The 16247-nt window shown below is 66.3% G+C and carries 15 protein-coding genes and 1 pseudogene; all 16 read right to left on the bottom strand.

Annotation, left to right across the window (positions count from 1 at the left end):
• Window positions 1–159: 159 nt before the first annotated feature.
• A complete protein-coding gene (locus D6T64_RS10365; protein ID WP_119974596.1) occupies window positions 160–804 on the bottom strand; it encodes a hypothetical protein in 645 nt (214 codons plus the stop codon).
• A 2-nt stretch (window positions 805–806) separates the two neighbouring features.
• Window positions 807–2495 (bottom strand): type IV pilus assembly protein PilM, encoded by a 1689-nt coding sequence (gene pilM, locus D6T64_RS10360; protein WP_158594860.1) that lies wholly within the window; start codon window positions 2493–2495, stop codon window positions 807–809.
• 54 nt (window positions 2496–2549) lie between these two features.
• Complete coding sequence (locus D6T64_RS23655) at window positions 2550–2993, bottom strand: prepilin peptidase (RefSeq protein WP_377010183.1); 444 nt, start codon at window positions 2991–2993, stop codon at window positions 2550–2552.
• Between the two features lie 195 nt (window positions 2994–3188).
• Window positions 3189–3341, bottom strand: a pseudogene (locus tag D6T64_RS23650) (prepilin peptidase); the annotation flags it as partial.
• A 69-nt stretch (window positions 3342–3410) separates the two neighbouring features.
• Window positions 3411–4901 carry a hypothetical protein gene (locus D6T64_RS10350; protein WP_119974593.1) on the bottom strand — a complete coding sequence of 497 codons (1491 nt, stop codon included), beginning with the start codon at window positions 4899–4901 and terminating at the stop codon, window positions 3411–3413.
• Entirely contained in the window at window positions 4898–5506 is a 609-nt protein-coding gene (locus D6T64_RS10345; RefSeq protein WP_119974592.1) for a PulJ/GspJ family protein, read from the bottom strand. Before D6T64_RS10345 ends, D6T64_RS10350 begins: the two co-directional genes overlap by 4 nt.
• Window positions 5507–5514: 8 nt before the next feature.
• On the bottom strand, window positions 5515–5919 hold the full coding sequence (locus D6T64_RS10340; RefSeq protein ID WP_119974591.1) for a type IV pilus modification PilV family protein: 405 nt from the start codon (window positions 5917–5919) through the stop codon (window positions 5515–5517).
• An 81-nt stretch (window positions 5920–6000) separates the two neighbouring features.
• Window positions 6001–6561, bottom strand: a complete 561-nt coding sequence (locus D6T64_RS10335) for a prepilin-type N-terminal cleavage/methylation domain-containing protein (protein WP_119974635.1) — start codon at window positions 6559–6561, stop codon at window positions 6001–6003.
• Window positions 6562–6736: 175 nt separating this feature from the next.
• Window positions 6737–7345 (bottom strand): hypothetical protein, encoded by a 609-nt coding sequence (locus D6T64_RS10330; protein ID WP_119974590.1) that lies wholly within the window; start codon window positions 7343–7345, stop codon window positions 6737–6739.
• A gap of 2 nt (window positions 7346–7347) precedes the next feature.
• Window positions 7348–9054: a type IV pilus assembly protein PilM gene (gene pilM, locus D6T64_RS10325; RefSeq protein ID WP_119974589.1), complete on the bottom strand. Its 1707-nt coding sequence runs from the start codon at window positions 9052–9054 to the stop codon at window positions 7348–7350.
• Window positions 9051–10553, bottom strand: coding sequence for a hypothetical protein (locus tag D6T64_RS10320; protein ID WP_119974588.1), 1503 nt, complete (start codon window positions 10551–10553; stop codon window positions 9051–9053). The genes pilM (D6T64_RS10325) and D6T64_RS10320 overlap by 4 nt, the downstream gene beginning before the upstream one ends.
• On the bottom strand, window positions 10541–11143 hold the full coding sequence (locus D6T64_RS10315; protein WP_147364520.1) for a PilW family protein: 603 nt from the start codon (window positions 11141–11143) through the stop codon (window positions 10541–10543). The genes D6T64_RS10320 and D6T64_RS10315 overlap by 13 nt, the downstream gene beginning before the upstream one ends.
• Before the next feature lie 110 nt (window positions 11144–11253).
• Window positions 11254–12483, bottom strand: a complete 1230-nt coding sequence (locus tag D6T64_RS10310; protein WP_119974586.1) for a type II secretion system F family protein — start codon at window positions 12481–12483, stop codon at window positions 11254–11256.
• A 29-nt stretch (window positions 12484–12512) separates the two neighbouring features.
• Window positions 12513–13658, bottom strand: coding sequence for a type IV pilus twitching motility protein PilT (locus D6T64_RS10305; RefSeq protein ID WP_325049789.1), 1146 nt, complete (start codon window positions 13656–13658; stop codon window positions 12513–12515).
• Window positions 13651–15321, bottom strand: coding sequence for a GspE/PulE family protein (locus D6T64_RS10300; protein WP_119974584.1), 1671 nt, complete (start codon window positions 15319–15321; stop codon window positions 13651–13653). The genes D6T64_RS10305 and D6T64_RS10300 overlap by 8 nt, the downstream gene beginning before the upstream one ends.
• Before the next feature lie 191 nt (window positions 15322–15512).
• Window positions 15513–16247, bottom strand: a complete 735-nt coding sequence (locus D6T64_RS10295; RefSeq protein WP_119974583.1) for a hypothetical protein — start codon at window positions 16245–16247, stop codon at window positions 15513–15515.

The raw sequence follows: 16247 nt of genomic DNA, 5'->3' as shown, positions 1-16247 counted from the left end.
CGCAAAATATCCCGGGAGGGTGTTCTAAAGGGGTGGTTTAGAGCCCGTGAGCCTTACGTCTGGCGTAACGCTAGTGGGCACGCTGAAAGGGCCGATAGCCCCGTCATGTGGGGGGACGACTCGGCGTCTAGCGACCCGTTCGGGCCACGGTGGCGGCCGCTAGGAGGCAGGCAGCTCGCTCCCGGCGTCGAGCACATACATCGTGGCGGTGATCGACGAGGTGCCGGATGCGGCATCCGCTTCGGTGCTGAACGAGGTGTTGAATGCGGTGACCGAGACCATGCGCTCGCCCTGCTGCAGGCCGTTGACGAAGCCGAGCACGCCCGAGGAACCCCCGGTCACCGAGAGGGACAGCGAGATTGTCGCGAACGGGCCGGCGGCGGCAGCGTCGGCCGCCGGCGCGGCGGGCGCGGCGGAAGCGGCTGGGACCGCAGCAGCCGGGTCGACCGCCGCGGTCAGCGCCTGCGGAATGGGGTCGCCGAGGGACACGCTGCCGATCGTGACGCCGTTCTGTGCGGCGAGCTCATCAAGCTGCAGCAGAAACTCGGGCAGGTCGACCGTGGTGGGAATGGCCGCGCGCAGTTCGGCGAGTTCGCTCCGCAGGGTGTCGATGTCGTCATACTGGTCGGCGAGCTCGTCGATCTGAGCGCGGGTGAGCTCGTTGGCGACCTTCACGGCATCCGTTTCGGCGTGGGCGGCAACCGTTGCTTCAACACGCGGCAGGATCACCAGCACTCCGCTGAGCAGCAGGATCATCGCCACCACGAAAGTGGCGAGGTAGGTGAGAATCTTGTTGATGGGCACGGTCAGTCCCCCGTCACGAAGCGGTTGGAGAAGACCTCGGCGTTGACGACCAGCACGAGTGCGGTCGTGTAGCTGCCGTCCTCTGCGCGGGTGAGGCCGCCGATGCTGGCACTGGCGTAGCCGGGCAAGGTGGACAGAGACGAGAGCCAGCCCGACACGCTCGTGAGGCTCGGGCTCGTCAGCGACAGGTTCAGGGTGGCGACGGCGCCGGGAACCGACTCGGCCGCCGCATACGGTTCGAACGCAGACGCGCCGTCCACCGTCGCTGTGCCCACGGAGACGTCGGCGGGAAGAGCCGCACGCACGACGGCGAGGTACTCCTGCCAGTTGATCTCGGTCGACCCGGCGAGGTCGCGGGCGGTGCGGGTGTCGGTCATGACACCCTCCACGTCACCGAGTTCGGAGTATTGGGCGACCTCGGTGAGCAGCGTGGCGGACTCGGCCTGGGCATCCGCCAACTCACCGTCGCTGAGCACGGATTCACCGGTGACCAGGGCCGTCACCACCGCCACGATGAGACCGACGGCGACCACGCCGAGGCCCAGCCGGCGGCGCAGCACCCGGCCGGACCGGGCCTCCTTGACCTCGGGCGGCAGCAGGTCGGCGCGCGGGGCGCCGCCGATGACCATCTCGAGGGCGCCGTTGGCCCGACTGCCGAGGGCGAGGCCGCACGCCACCAGAAAGGTTCCCTCGGTGGCGCGCACGGCGTCGGCGTTCAGTCCGTCGCCGAGGGCGATGCCGGTCAGTTCGGCGAAGATCACCGGCAGTTTGGTCTGCGCGGTCAGCTCGGCGGCGAGGCCCGGCAGTCGGGACCCGCCGCCATTGAGCACGATCTGGGTGATCGTGATGTCGAGCCGGGTGTTGCTGAAATAGGTGATGGTGTTGCGCAGGCTGCTGAGCAGGTCCATCGAGACCTCGTGCACGATCTGCGCGGCCTCGAGGTAGTCGGGGGCCACGGTGCGCGCCATGCCCACGATGTTCTTGAGGCGGATCGCCTCGGCTTCATCGACGTCGAGGCGGGTCTTGAGCGCTTTGATCACGTCGCTGGCGCCGGCCGGAATGAGGCGCACGAACTGGGGCACGCCGTCGACGGTCACGACCACGCTCGTGGTACCGGCGCCGATGTCGATCTCGGCGATGATGTCTTCGGCCGATTCCATGCGGTGGATCGCCCGCGTGAGGGCGAACGGCACGAGGTCGACCTCGACCGGGTTGAGCTTGGCGAGGCGGATCGCCTTGACGTTCGCCAGCACGACGTCCTTGACGGCGGCGATGAGCAGGCCCACGGTCTGCGGCCCGGCGTCGCCCTCGCCGGGGGTCTCGGAGACGGGATAGAAGTCGAGCAGGCCGTCTTTCACCGGCACCGAAACGAGGTCTTTCACCTGGAACGGCAGCGATTCCCGGATGCGCCGCATCGACATGCTCGGAACGGTCAGGCTGCGCACGACCACACGGTAGTCGCCCATGCCGATGACCACGTCGCGGCTGGTGAAGCCGCCGGCCGTCCACAGCAGGGTGAGCGCTTCGGCCACCGCGTCGGGGTCGACGACCTCGCCGCGCACGATGGCGCCCACTTCGAGGGGCTGCTCGTAGTAGTGCAGCAGCACGGGGTTGTCGGTTCCGGCGCCACTGAGCTCGACGGCACGCACGGCGGAACTGCCGATGTCGATACCCACCACGCGTGGTGCCACAGCGTCCACCCCCCTAAACCCGTATGGACATTGTACTAGTACAGATAGGGCAGATTATATAAGGCCGAAGAGGCCCAGGTATCCACTGGCGAGCACGTCACCGGCGAAGATGCCCACCCAGGCGCCCGCGAGCATCCACGGCCCGAACGGGATGCTGCTTTTGCGCCCGGCCTTGCGAAACGCCAGCAGAATCACCCCGAAGAGACCGCCGAGCAAGAACGCGCCGAACGCGCCGACGAACAGTTCTCCCCAGCCGAGCCAGCCCAGGTAGAGCCCGAGCACGCCGGCCAGTTTCACGTCGCCGAGGCCCATGCCGCCCGGATAAATGAGGGCAAGCAGTAGGTAGAGCGCGAACAGCGCCGCGCCGCCGATCAGGGCGCCCAGCAGCCGCTGCGGTTCACCGAGCGCGAGAGCGGATGCCGCCAGCAGCACGCCCCCGACGATGTACGCCGGCAGCACGATCACGTTGGGCAACGTGTGCGTGTCAATGTCGATCATGGCCAGCGCCACGCTGATCGAAGTTAGGTAAAGAAAACTGACGGCCATCAAGCCCAAACCAAGAATCTCGCTGGTCGAGCTTGTCGAGACCACCCCCGAGCTACTCGATCCCTCGACGGCACTCCCCGAGATCACCCACCACACGACCCCCGCAAAAAACACCGCGGTGCCGAACTCCACCGCCGGATACCGCCACGAAATCGCGGCCCCACAGTCGCGGCATCTCCCGCGCAGCACAAACCACGACAGGACAGGAATGTTGTCCCACGGCCGAATCCGCGCGCCACAACTACCGCACGCGCTCGGCGGCGACACGATCGACTTCTTCGCCGGAACCCGGTAGATCACCACGTTCAGAAACGACCCGATCAGCGCGCCGAAGACTGCGGCCACCGCAATTAGAAAAGCGACCAATGCTTAGTCCAAATCCCGAATCGAGTCGCGAATACCCAGAGTGAATGTTCCCGGAGATGCGCTGCCGGGTCCGGTAACCGCAGTGACTGTCGGAAACGTCATTCCCACGTGATTCAGGATTGCAGATCCGCCGAAAGTGACGGTCGCTCCGTACATCTGACCATACCAAATTGCCGAGTAGGTGAAGGTGATGTCACATGGCGAATACAGCAATGCCTGCACGTGGGTGCCAGCTATAAACGAATTCTGGATGTTGGCACGTGCGTTCACAGGACAGGTGGGTGCTCCGTCGGCGACTTCGTCTGGCATGATCAACCACAGCTTGGCGCCCGACGAGACGGCCTGAAATTGGGCGGAGCCCTGCAGATCGACATTGTTGGTGATGATGACCAAATCGTTTTTCAACGTCAGAATCTCATCGCCGATGCTCGTAATCCCATTCGTACAGGCTCGCGCATCAATGAGTCCGCGCGACGCTTGCAGGCTGTCCACGATCGGTTGGAGCTCCGCGAATGTGCATGTTCCCGATGCGGTCTTCTGCACGTAATCCGACCAGTCATATTTCTCATAACTGAAGTCCTGCCACAAGGGGGCGTCAGGAAACACTGGAAAGATCCGGCTTGACGCCGGGGATAGTGTCTTTGTCCCGCCGATCTGCGACGTTTCTTTGTGATCAACAGAGGCCGCCACGACATTCCCTTTGATCTGGGAGGAGCCCTTCATCGTGATCTCGTTGAGCGCCCAAGCATCCCCTGTGATGATGGAGCTGCCCACGGTGTCGATTGAGGGTGCGATTAGGCTCCCCGTGAGTATGGCTGAACCGGCGAGTTTGGCATCACCTGCCGACCAGACATCACCAAAGAATTGGCATGACCCACCCATGCTGAAGGAGCCGTGCGGTATCACGAGGTCCATTCGCATTATGCTCGAGCCGGTGCATTTCACGTCGCCGTCCTTCACATAGAGCGACGGTCGAGAAGCCCCGGTCGCATAGAAGACCTGGCTCGAGTCGCCGAAACCGATGGTGGATTCTGCGTGCACGGCGACGTCGGGCGATATCTCAGCTGTCGTCGCTTCGGCCGAGTAGATGGCCTGCACCGTGCGCGCGTCACCGCCGGTGTTGCCGAGCACTCCATCGTTCACGGCGTTGCCCGTGGAGGTGATGCGGACGGCGATGGCCGCGGAGCTGGGACAGCCCTCGTGCCAGTCTTCTTCCCCGGCCACCTGGAAAGCGAGCGCCACAGTGAAGGTCACATCGGGGCTCGCCGAGGTGAGTTCAGGACACGAGGTCGTCGCGAAGCGGGCAACCGTTGCATCGATACCGGCCTCCGCGGCGGCCTGGGCCTGCACGCTGGCGCGGGTGGATGTCGTGGCACCCAGGGTCGTCATCGTTGAAGCCACGATCGTGATCGAGATGATTGCGAACACGGCCATGACGCCTATGACGGCAAGCAGGGAGCTGCCCTGTTCCGTGCGCCCGGAGTGGTGATTCATGATTCGAAGCATGTGGTCGGCCCCCAACTGACTTCGCGGCTCGTGGTTGTCGATTCGATGACGATAGGCGAACCCTGATTTACGACATCCGCTGTAAACGACAGGCTCACCGTCGCGGTACCGGCTGCTGAAATACTGTCTGTGAAAACCTCGTCCACGTATGCGAGCGGCTCCATACCCTGTACGAGCAATATCCAGCCGTTTCCGACACCGGCCGACGGCTTTTCGAGCAGATCCGCGGCTAGATCCGCACGCTTGAAGTACAGCGCACCACCGTCGACGTCGGTGTAATACCAGGCTTCGCAGGAAGTGGCAAGAACTGCTGCGCCGCCGACACTCGAGACAACCAGGAGCTGGCCGGTGTCAGTCGGGGAGAGCAGAAGCCGCGCTGAGTTGCGCACTGCCGAGTGAACCGACTGTGCAACGGACTGACCGGCCGTTGTGGACTCCGACCGAGAGACGATGTCCTTCTCGGCGGTGAGTGTGCTGATGAGCATCCCGCCGACGAGCGTCAGTACGATGACGGCAAACGCCACGTAAACCAGCAGCTCCACCAGGGTGAAGCCCCCGTCGGAGGTGACTTGTGCACTGCGCGATTGCGCCATGGGGACTCTTATTGCTCAACCAACATGAGCGTCATAGCCGTGGCAATCGGCAGGGCGTCCATATCTTCGCTTACGGAAACGTTGACCGGCACTGTGGTGGGATAGGCGACGGATGCTCCGGGGCAATCGATGTCGACGGTGATGGTCAAAACATGGTTTCCGGCCGCAGTCACGGTCGAGAACTCGGAACTTGCGTAAGTGTCGAGTGTCGCGCAGGTGGTGCCCAAGGCACGGAGTTCTTCCATCTGTTGGGTCACCAGTTGGGTCGCCGTTGCGAGTGTCGAGTTTGACACCGACACTCGCAACGACTGAACCAACAGCGGAAGAAAGCCGATCGCGAGCAGCGCAAGCAGGAACATCGAGACCACAATCTCGATGACCCCGAAGCCCGAGTCTTCGACATCACGATCCAATCTGAGGTGCCTTCCAACGAATTACTGAGGTGGAAAACGGGTACTTCAGCGGGTACCCGACCTATAAGGATTCGCTGCCGGTTACGCGACGCCGTCCCAGTCAGGATCAACTGCCGGAATGGCAGCAGTCGATCCGTCGGCCGGGATAAGTGCAGCGCCAGCCGACCAGTTACGAGCTGTGGTAGTAGACGTGATCACGGACGCGTGGTTCTCAATGGTTGCTTTCGCTGCGTCAGTTGAGTCCAAACCCTTGACCCACCATCCAACGACCGTGAAACTATCGTCGGTCGTGGTGGCGCCGTCTCCTCCGTCGAACCGCGCGTTGACTGTGATATCAGCGCTCGTGGAATAGCCCGAGAATGCATCCTCACCAGTACTAGTTGCGGTCAGCAAATTGAACGCGGATACGGCATCCTCAACCGTCCCACCGTTGCTGATCTCGATCGCGAGGGCGGTCTTGGCCTGCGTGACCTGAGTGGACACGGAGCTGTCTTTGGCGCCGTCCTGCTGGTTGAGGAAGATCGGGATGGCGACCGCGGCGAGAACGCCGAGGATGAGAACCACCACGAGCAGCTCGATGAGCGTGAAGCCCTTGTCTTTGGTGCCGAGCGTCGCGCGCTTGCGCGCGAGAGCGGCGGTCATGGAGCGAATCATAAGTAGTCCTTTTTCGAGAGTGATACCGAGCAAAGGACTTCTAAATAGCGCCCCTACGATCAGAGTAGAGCGACAACCCGCCGTCAGGACTGTTTTTTAGGGGGGCGGGCTACCCCCAAAACGGGCCGTAGGTCTTTTGTGGTCCGTACGCTAGAAGGGGCGTTTAGTCGGTGGCCGAAACGGTCAGCACGTAGACGAGCGCCGAGATGGTTCCGGTCACCGAATCTGGGGTGTCAGCGACCTGCGCCGTGTTGAACGAGGTGACCGACAGCATCCGCTCGCCGCGTTGCAGGCCGCTGAGAAAAGCGAGCACGCCGTCGTAGCTGCCCGAGACGTTGAGCGACACCGGGATGCCCAGCAGCGTGCCCGCCGGCAGTGGATTCGTCGTCGGGGCAGCCGCCGCGCCGGCCACGGCCTGCCGTGACGGCTGCACCTGCGGGCTGCTGACCGAGACCGCCTCGACGGCGACCTGGTGCTCGGCGGCGAGGGCGTCGAGCTGCACGATGAAGGGGGCGAGGTTGGTGCTGCCGGGCAGGGTCAGCCGCAGGGCTTCAAGTTCGTCGGCCAGGTCGGTGAGTCCGTTCACCTCTACCTGCAGCAGGGACAGCGCCACCCCCGAGGAGACGTTCTGCGTCTCGAGCGCGCCGGTTTGCGCGTCGATCGCGCTCGTGCGCGCCTTGGTGGAGGACACCAGCAGTCCGCCGGTGACCAGCAGCATGAGCCCGACGGCGAGTGCCGCCAGCACGGTGAGCAGGGAACTGTTCGAGCGCACGGCTACTCCCCCTCTTGCGGCGAGGCGTCGGCGGCGTCACGGGTGGAGTACGCCTCGCTGTTGATGTGCATCGTGAAGGTGGCGAGGTAGCCGCCGGTGGCCGTGCGGGTGATCTGGCCCGGGGTCGCGTCGACGAATCCGGGCAGGGCCGACAGCCGGCGCAGCAGCACGGCGTTGCTCTGCAGCTCGGGGCTCGCGAGCGAGAGGCGCAGCGTCGCGACGCGCGCGCCCTCGAGGGGAACCGCGGACTGCCCGTACGCCGCGAACGGGGTGGCCCCGTCGGCGCTGACCGACGTGATGCTGACCCCGTCGGGCAGGGACTCGCGCAGCTCGCCCAGGTAGGCCTGCCAGTCGATCTCGGTCGACAGGGTCACTCCCTGGGCGTCGCGCACCTCGTCGAGCTCGTCTTTCAGCCGGTGCAGCTCGGCGAACTGCTTCTCCTGGTTGATGAGCAGGGTTGCGGCGTCCTGGGCGGTCTGCAGCTGTCGGGTGGCCTGCATCCGCTCTGACAGTGAGAAGCCGATACCCACGGCGACGAGCACGGCGACGAGCGCGATGACGGCGGCCGAGCGGCGGCGCAGCGTCTTCTCTGCCTGCCCCATGCGCACCTCGGCCGGCAGCAGGTCGGCGCGCGGTTCGCCGCCGGGTTCGGCCAGCGAATTGGCCGGGGTGGCACGCCCCAGGGCGAGCCCGCACGCCGTGAGATAGGTGCCCTGGGTGGCGCGCAGTTTCGCGGCATCGATGCCCGGCCCCAGCAGCATGCCCGTGGGTTGCGCGTAGACGACGGGCAGGCCGGTCAGCTGGCTGAGGGTGTCCGCGAACCCGATGAGCCGCGAGGCACCGCCGGCGAGCACGATCTGGGTGACTCGCAGGTCGCGCCGCAGGCTGCCGAAATAGTTGATGGTGTTGCGCAGCGCGTCGAGCAGCTCGTAGGTGACCTCGCTGATCGTGGTGGTCGCGCCGGCCGTTTCGAGCGTCATGTGGTGCGACAGCCCGACCAGCCGTTTCACGTTCTCGGCACTGGTCTCGTTCACGCCGAGCACGTTTTTCAGCGCGGCGGTCACGTCGTTGCCGCCGGCCGCGACGAGCCGCACGAACTGGGGCACGCCGTCGACGGCGATGACCACGCTCGTGGATCCGGCGCCGACGTCGATCTGCGCGATCACCCGGTCGGTCGAGGTGCCGAGGGTCACGGCGCGGCTGAGCGCGAACGGCACCAGGTCGACCGCGAGCACCCGCAGCCCGGCCTGCTGCACGGCACGCACGTTGGTGATCACCGGGGCTTTCGCCGCCGCGATGAACAGCCCCTGCGTCTCGGGCCCGGCCGGGCCGTCGCTGGAGGAGATCGGGTAGAAGTCGAGCAGGGCCTCGTCGAGCGGCACCGAGATCAGGTCGCGCACCTGCAGCGGCAGCGCCTCACGAATGCGCTTGAGCGAACCGCTCGGCACGGTCAGGTTGCGGGCCACGACCCGGTCGCTCGCGACCCCCAGCACCAGGGTGTGGCTGGTGAATCCGCCAGTGTCCCAGATGCGTCCGAGGGCCGCGCGCACCGCGTCGGCGTCGACGATCTCGCCGCGCACCACGGCCCCGACCGGCAGCGGCGTTTCGAAGTAGTGCAGCAGGGTGGGGGTGCCGCTCGCGACATCGGTCAGCTCGACGGCGCGAATGGCGGAGGTGCCGATGTCGAGCCCGACAACATGGCCCTTCACGGTGTCACCCCCACCACGTCGCGGAGGGACTCGCGGTTGCCGAGGGAGAACACGCCGGTCGGCGCGCTCGAGCCGCTTCCACCCGGAAACGGCAGGGCCTGGTAGCGCAGAATCGACGACATCCGCACCGCGACCGTGGCGCCGTAGAACTGCCCGTGCCAGATCGCCGAGTTTCGCATGATGAGGGAGCAGGGGGTGTAGAGCATGGCGGTCACCCCGGTGCCGGCAATGAATGAACCGCTGACGACGGATGCCGCGGGCCCGCCGGCGCAGGTCGGCGCGCCATCATCCGCTTCATCGGGAGTGATGAGCCAGAGTCTGGCCGCACCCGTGGCCTGGAACTGTGCGCTGCCGCCGAGCTGGAACGAGTTCGCGACGATCACGAGATCGTTGCTCAGGGTGAGGATCTCCGCGGTGATCGTGCGGATTCCGCCGATGCACCCGCGGGCGTCGATCAGCACCGGGCCGGAGATGTCGGAGACCAGCGGCTGCAGGGTGAGAAAGGTGCACAGCCCCGAGGCGGACTTTTTCACGTAGCCGGCCCAATCGGGTTTGGTGTAGCTGAAGTCGACCCAGCGGGGGCCGGTCGCCGCCGGCGCGGGCGCCGCGGGGCCGAGGGTGATGGTGCCGCCGACCTGCGCGCTGCCGGTCGTGACGAGTGATTCGGCGTTCAGGTTGCCCTGCACCTGGGACGAGTCGGTGAGCGTGGCGGCTCGCACGATGACGGCGTTTCCGCGCACGATGGAACTCTGCGAGGTGGTCAGGCTCTGGGCCGTCAGGTCGCCGTGCACAATGACGGAGCCGGCGATGCGCGCCGCGCCGCCGACCTGGGCGGTGCCGAACAGCTGGCAGGACTGCTCGAGCGCGAGGGTGCCCACCGGAATTGACAGGTCACCGGCCAGCACGTTCGAGCCCGCACAACTGACGTTGCCGGCGCCGGCCTGCACGACGGGCCGGTTGGCGTCGCCGACCTGCAGCTGGCTCGAGTCGGTGAAAGCGACCCCGGAGTGGGCCGTGATGGCGGCCGGCCTGGCGGGTTCGACGGCGGTGGAGCCGTAGATCGCCTCGACCGTGCGGGTGTTGCCGCTGGCGTTGTCGGGAATTCCGGGGGTGTCGGCGGTGCCCGTGGAGAGCACCCGCACCCGAGTGCTGCCGGCGGGCGGGCAGCCGGGGATCCAGTCTGCCGCGTCGCCGCCCTGCTGGTAGGCGAGCGCGATCGCGAAGCGCGGGGCGCTGCCGGGCGAGGTCAGCGCAGGGCAGGACTGCCGGGCCAGGCTGGCCGCGGCGGTGGCGATGCCGGCCTCGGCGGCGGCCTGCGCCTGCACGCCGGCGCGGGTCGCGCTCGTCACCCCGAGCGCACTGAGGGTCGTGGCGGCCACGGTGATGGTGATGATCGCGATGACCGCCATCACGCCGATCACGGCGATGAGGGCGGCGCCGCGGTCGTCTGCCGCGGGGGCGGCGGAGTCGGCCGGGCCTTTGGGCTTCAAGAGAAGCATGGCGACTCCATGGAGACGTCTTGCCGGCTGGTGCTCGTGGCCTGCAGCAGCGCGGGCGGGTCGCCGTCGGCCGTCGCGACGCTCAGCGACAGGTCGACGGTGGCGGCGGGTGAGCCCGACAGCTGCCAGGGGGCGGCCGCGCCGGGGCCGGGAGCGATCCCGGTGCCGAGCAGGAGCCATCCGTCGCCGGTGAGCTGGGCAGCGGTTGGAACCGTGATCGGGGTCGCAGTGGGGTCGCCGCGTCGATAGTAAACGGCTCCCGGTTCGGCGGGGTCGTAGAACCAGACCTGGCAGTAGGGCGCGGCGATGGCGGTGTTGCCCACGTTGGCCAGGCGCAGTAGCTCGCCGCGCTCGGTCGCGGTCGTGTCGAGCGCCGCGGCGTTGCGCACCCCGGCGTGAATGGACTGCGCGATGATCTGCCCGGCAGTGGATGCCCCGGTGCGGCCCGATATCGTGCGCTCGGCCGCGAGCGTGTTGATGAGCATTCCGCCGATTAGGGTGAGCACGACGACGGCGAAGCTCATGTAGACGAGCAGCTCCACGAGGGAGTACCCGGCCTGCGCCGTCGTCTCAGAGCCTGCCTCAGACACCGAGAACGCTCCCGCCCCTCCGTTCGCGCGTCGAGTGACGCAGGCGGCAGAAGTTATTGAGGCTACGTTACCCCTGATCGGGGGCGTATGGGCGTTCTAGTTCGAGTGGGCTACTTCACGTAGTCGAAAATGCTGAACATGGGCAGGTACAGCGCCACGACCATGCCGCCGATCACGATGCCGATGAACGCGATCATCAGCGGTTCGATCAGGGCGGTGAGCTGTTCGGTCGTCGCCTGCACCTCCTGGTCGTAGAAGTCGGCGATCTTGGCGAGCATCGACTCGAGCGCACCGGCATCCTCGCCGACCGCGATCATCTGCGTCACCATCGCCGGAAACACCGGCTCGAGCGAGAGGGGCCCGGCGATCGAACGCCCCTGGCTCACCGAGTGCTGCACCTTGAGCAGCGCCCGCTGCACGACCCAGTTGCCGGAGGTCTCGCCGACAATGCTCAGCGACTGCAGAATCGGCACGCCGGCGCCGATCATGGTCGAGAAGTTGCGGCTGAAGCGGGCGATGGCCAGCTTGGTCAGCAACGGCCCGAAAACGGGGATCTTGAGCTTGATCGGGTCGACGGCCTTGCGCACCCGGTCGGTGTGTTTGTTCTTGCTCCACCAGATCGCGAACACGGCGCCGATCACCGCGAGCACCGGGGCGAGCCACACCATGACCTCGCTCAGCACCACCAGAATGTGCGTGGCGAACGGCAGCTCACCGCCGAGATCGCCGAACATGCTTTCAAACACCGGAACGATGAAGATGAGCATGCCGATCACGGCGACCACCGCCATGATCAACACGATCACCGGGTAGGCCATAGCCGACTTGATGGTGTCCCGCAGCTTGACCTCACTCTCGAAGTTGTCCGCCACCGAGTTGAGCGAGTCCTCGAGAAAACCGCCGGTCTCACCCGCTTTCACGAGGTTGATCATGATCGGCGGGAAGACTTTGTCGTGCCGCACCATCGCCTCGGACAGCGACATGCCGGTTTCGACATCGGTGCGCACCGTATCGAGCATTTTCGCGAGCTGCGAGTTCGAGGTCTGGTCGGCGAGGATATTCAGGGTGCGCAGCAGGGTGAGCCCCGCGCTCGTCATGGTGGCCATCTGACGGCTCATCACCGCGAGGTCCTTCAGTCCGACACCCTTGCTGAAACCGGGAATCTGGATGTCCCGGTTCAGCCCGGTCTTCGGGGTCACCTCGACGATCGAGATCGGCGACAGGCCGATGGCCTCGAGCCGGGCCAGCACGACGTTCTCGGAGGGCGCCACAATGCGGCCCTTCACGAGCTTGTCGGTGGCGTCCCGCCCCCGGTACGCCCAGGTCAGAGTGTTATCCATTTCGCCTCATCACCTGCGTCTTTTCGCCGTCAGTGCCTGCGGGCCGAATACGAATCATGAAAGTCGACCTCGTCATCCGTCGCTTCGCCCGACGGCGTGCCGCGCTTGATGAGCTGGTCCAGTCCTACCGGATCCTGCGCCTTCTCCTCGGCCGACGCCCGGGTGATCTTGCCGGCGTTGACGAGTTCGGCGAGGTGCTGGTCCATGGTGTGCATGCCGAGCGAACGCCCGGCCTGCATGCTCGAGGCGATCTGGTGGGTCTTGCCCTCGCGAATGAGGTTGGACACCGCCGGGGTGGTCACGAGCACCTCGGTCGCGACCACCCGGCCACCCCCGACTTTTTTGACCAGGGTCTGGCAGACGACGCCCTGCAGGGTTGCGGCCAGTTGGGTGCGCACCTGCCCCTGCTGGTGGGAGGGGAACACGTCGATCACCCGGTCGATGGTCTGGGCGGCATCCTGGGTGTGCAGGGTCGCAAAGACCAGGTGCCCGGTCTCGGCCGCCGTGAGCGCCACCGAGATGGTCTCGAGGTCGCGCAGCTCACCGATCAAAATGACATCGGGGTCCTGGCGCAGCACGTGCTTGAGCGCGGCCGCGAAGCTGTGCGTGTCGTGGCCCACCTCGCGCTGGTTGACCAGCGACATCTGGTGGTTGTGCAGAAACTCGATCGGGTCTTCGACGGTCACGATGTGATCGGCGCGGGTGCGATTCACGAGGTCGATGAGCGCGGCCAGGGTCGTGGATTTGCCCGATCCGGTCGGCCCGGTCACGAGCACCAAGCCGCGCGGCAGCTGCGCGAACCGGGCGACCGTATCGGGCACGCCGAGCGCTTCGAGCTGCTTGATCTCGCGCGGGATCAGCCGAAAAGCTCCGCCGACGGAGTTGCGCTGCAGGTAGTAGTTCACCCGAAAACGGGCGTCGCTGGCCGTGAACGCGAAGTCGAGTTCGAGTTCACGCTCGAACTCCTCGCGCTGGGCGGGAGTCAGGATGCTGAAGAGTGCCAAGGTGACGCGATCGCGCATCCACTTTGCCGCACCGGCTATCGGGGCTAGGGCGCCGTCGACGCGGATGCTCGGGGCGGCCCCGACGGTCACGTGCAGGTCCGAAGCGCCCCGATCGAGCACCTCTTTGAGTGCCGCCAGCAGGTCGACGTCGGGCATCGCGGTCTCAGGCAACAACGCGCAACACCTCGTCGATAGAGGTCAGGCCGAGGCGCACTTTGGCCCAGCCGTCTTCGCGCAGGGTGACCATGCCCTGGGCCCGCGCGACGGCGCCGATTTCCGCGCTGGAAGCGTGGGACACCGTGAGGCGTTCGATCTCGTCGGTGACGGTCATCACCTCGTGCACCGCCACCCGGCCGCGGTATCCCGTGTTCGAGCAGGCGGGGCATCCGCCCGGTTGGTAGAAGACCGGCGGGTCGACGTCACCCGCGGTGCAAAACTCGAGGCGGGCCAGCTCGGCCAGGTCGCGGGTGTCGGCGACCTTGCACCGGTCGCAGAGGCGACGAGCGAGCCGTTGGGCCACGACGCAGTCGAGGGCCGACCCGACGAGGAAGGGCTCCATGCCCATTTCGACGAGGCGCGTCATGGCGCTGGGGGCGTCGTTGGTGTGCAGGGTGCTGAGCACGAGGTGACCGGTGAGGGAGGCCTCGATGGCGATTTTCGCGGTCTCCTGGTCGCGGATCTCGCCGAGCAGCACCACGTCGGGGTCACTGCGCAGGATCGAGCGCAGGGCGGTCGCGAAGGTGAGGCCGGCCTTGCGGTTGACCTGCACCTGGTTGATGCCGACCATGCGGTACTCCACCGGGTCTTCGACCGTGATCACGTTGATCTGCGGCGTGGAGACGTCGTTGAGGGTCGTGTAGAGCGTTGTCGACTTGCCCGACCCGGTCGGCCCGGTCACGAGGATCATGCCGTTGGGCTTCGAGTACGCGGTGCGGTACGCGGTGAGATTGGCCTCGAGCATATTGAGGTCGGTCATGCTCATGGTGCCGGTGGCGTTGTCGAGGATTCGCAGCACCACCTTCTCGCCCCAGACCGTGGGCAGCATGGCCACGCGCAGGTCGATTTGGCGCCCGTCGTGGGTCACCGACATGCGACCGTCCTGCGGTTTGCGCCGCTCCGCGATGTCGATGTCGCTCATGATCTTGATGCGGGAAATGACACCGTTCTGAATGTTCTTGGGTGCGCTCTGCATCTCGTGCAGCACCCCATCGATGCGATAGCGCACCCGGAGCGACCGCTCGGCCGGCTCAATGTGGATGTCGGAGGCCTTGTCCTGAATGGCCTGGCTCACGAGAAGGTTGACGAAGCGCACGATCGGGGCGGCATCCTGAGCGCTCTCGGCGTCAGCGAAGAGGGCGTCTTCGTCCTCGACGAGTTCCTCTTCGAGGGTGTTCGTGAGCACGGTGAGTTCTTCATCCGCGCGGTGGAACCGTGCGATGGCGGCCAGCAGGTCTCCGCGCTCCACGACGACGGGGTTGACGCGCATGCGAGCGGCCTCGCGCACGTCGTCGAGCGCGAACACGTTTCCGGGGTCGACCATGGCGACCACCAGGCGGTTACCCTCGAACCCGATCGGCAAGACCTCGTCCCGGTGGCACATGGCCGCCGGCACCTTGGACAGGGCGAGGCGGTCGACGGGGTACTCGATGAGTTCAACAAAAGGCAGTTTGGTCTGCTCGGCCCGGGCCCGCGCGAACTGCAGCTCGGTGATGACGCCGCTCGCGACGAGCGCGCGCACGGCGCTTTCGTCGGCGGTATCGCCGGCCGACAGGGCGTCGAGCTGCTCGATCGGCAGCAGGCCGTGCAAAATCAGGATTTCAGTGAGACTCGACACAGAAACACTCCCCCGAGCGTGACGCTGCTGCGGGAGTGCCCGGGACACAGGCAGCTGCGCCGGTGGATCATGTCCAAGGTGAGTCGGTGACACTCCACGTTACTTGTGTAGCGCAACAGGCGGACAGACCCACAACGGGGGGCATCCGCCCGGGTCCAGGTGATGAGCGCGCCCGGCGCATCCGCGCCGGGTCAGCCGGCGTCGAGGTCCCGCAGCACGAAGATGAGGGCGCTGATCGACGCCGTCACCCCGGCGGCAACCGGAGCCTCCGGGGTGCCTCCCTCGACGGCATCGGTGCTCACGGCGCTGACGCTGACGAGGCGTTCGCCCGTGCGCAGGCCGTCGAGAAAGTCGAGCACCCGGTCATAATCACCGACCAGCGTGATCGTGACCGGCACGGAGACGAAGTTCGCGGCGGTGACGAGAGGGCTCGTGACCGGGGGCACCTCGGCAGCCACGACCGGTGCCGCGGGAGCCACCGGGACCGCGTCGGCGTCGGGGGCGGATGCCGCGGCATCCGGTGCCGCGCCGTCCGCCGAAGCAGCCGCCTCGGCCGGCACGGCCTCGACCACGGCGAGCGGCTCGTAGGCCTCGGCATCGCTCACGTTCATCGCCGAGAGCGAGAGCCCGTTCGCTGCGGCGAGCGCGGAGACCTCGGCCACGAAGTCGGGCAGCTGCGCGTCGGTCGGCACGGAGGTGCGCAGCTCGGACAGCTCGTCCTGCACGCCGTCGATGTCCTCGAAGTCGTTCTTGAGCGCCTCGAGCTGCAGCTCGTAGACCGCGTTCTGCGCCTCCACGGCGATCCGTTCGGCGCGTGCGGTGCGCACGTCGTTCAGTTGCGGGGAGATGCCGAGCAGCCAGCCGACGACGAGGGTGACGCCGACGACGAGGGCCGCGCCAAACATCCAGATGCGATTGCGGTCCAT

Source organism: Cryobacterium melibiosiphilum, assembly GCF_003602235.1.
Lineage (GTDB): Bacteria > Actinomycetota > Actinomycetes > Actinomycetales > Microbacteriaceae > Cryobacterium > Cryobacterium melibiosiphilum.
Note: the sequence above shows the minus strand (reverse complement) of the source record. Positions and strands in the feature narration are given on the sequence as shown.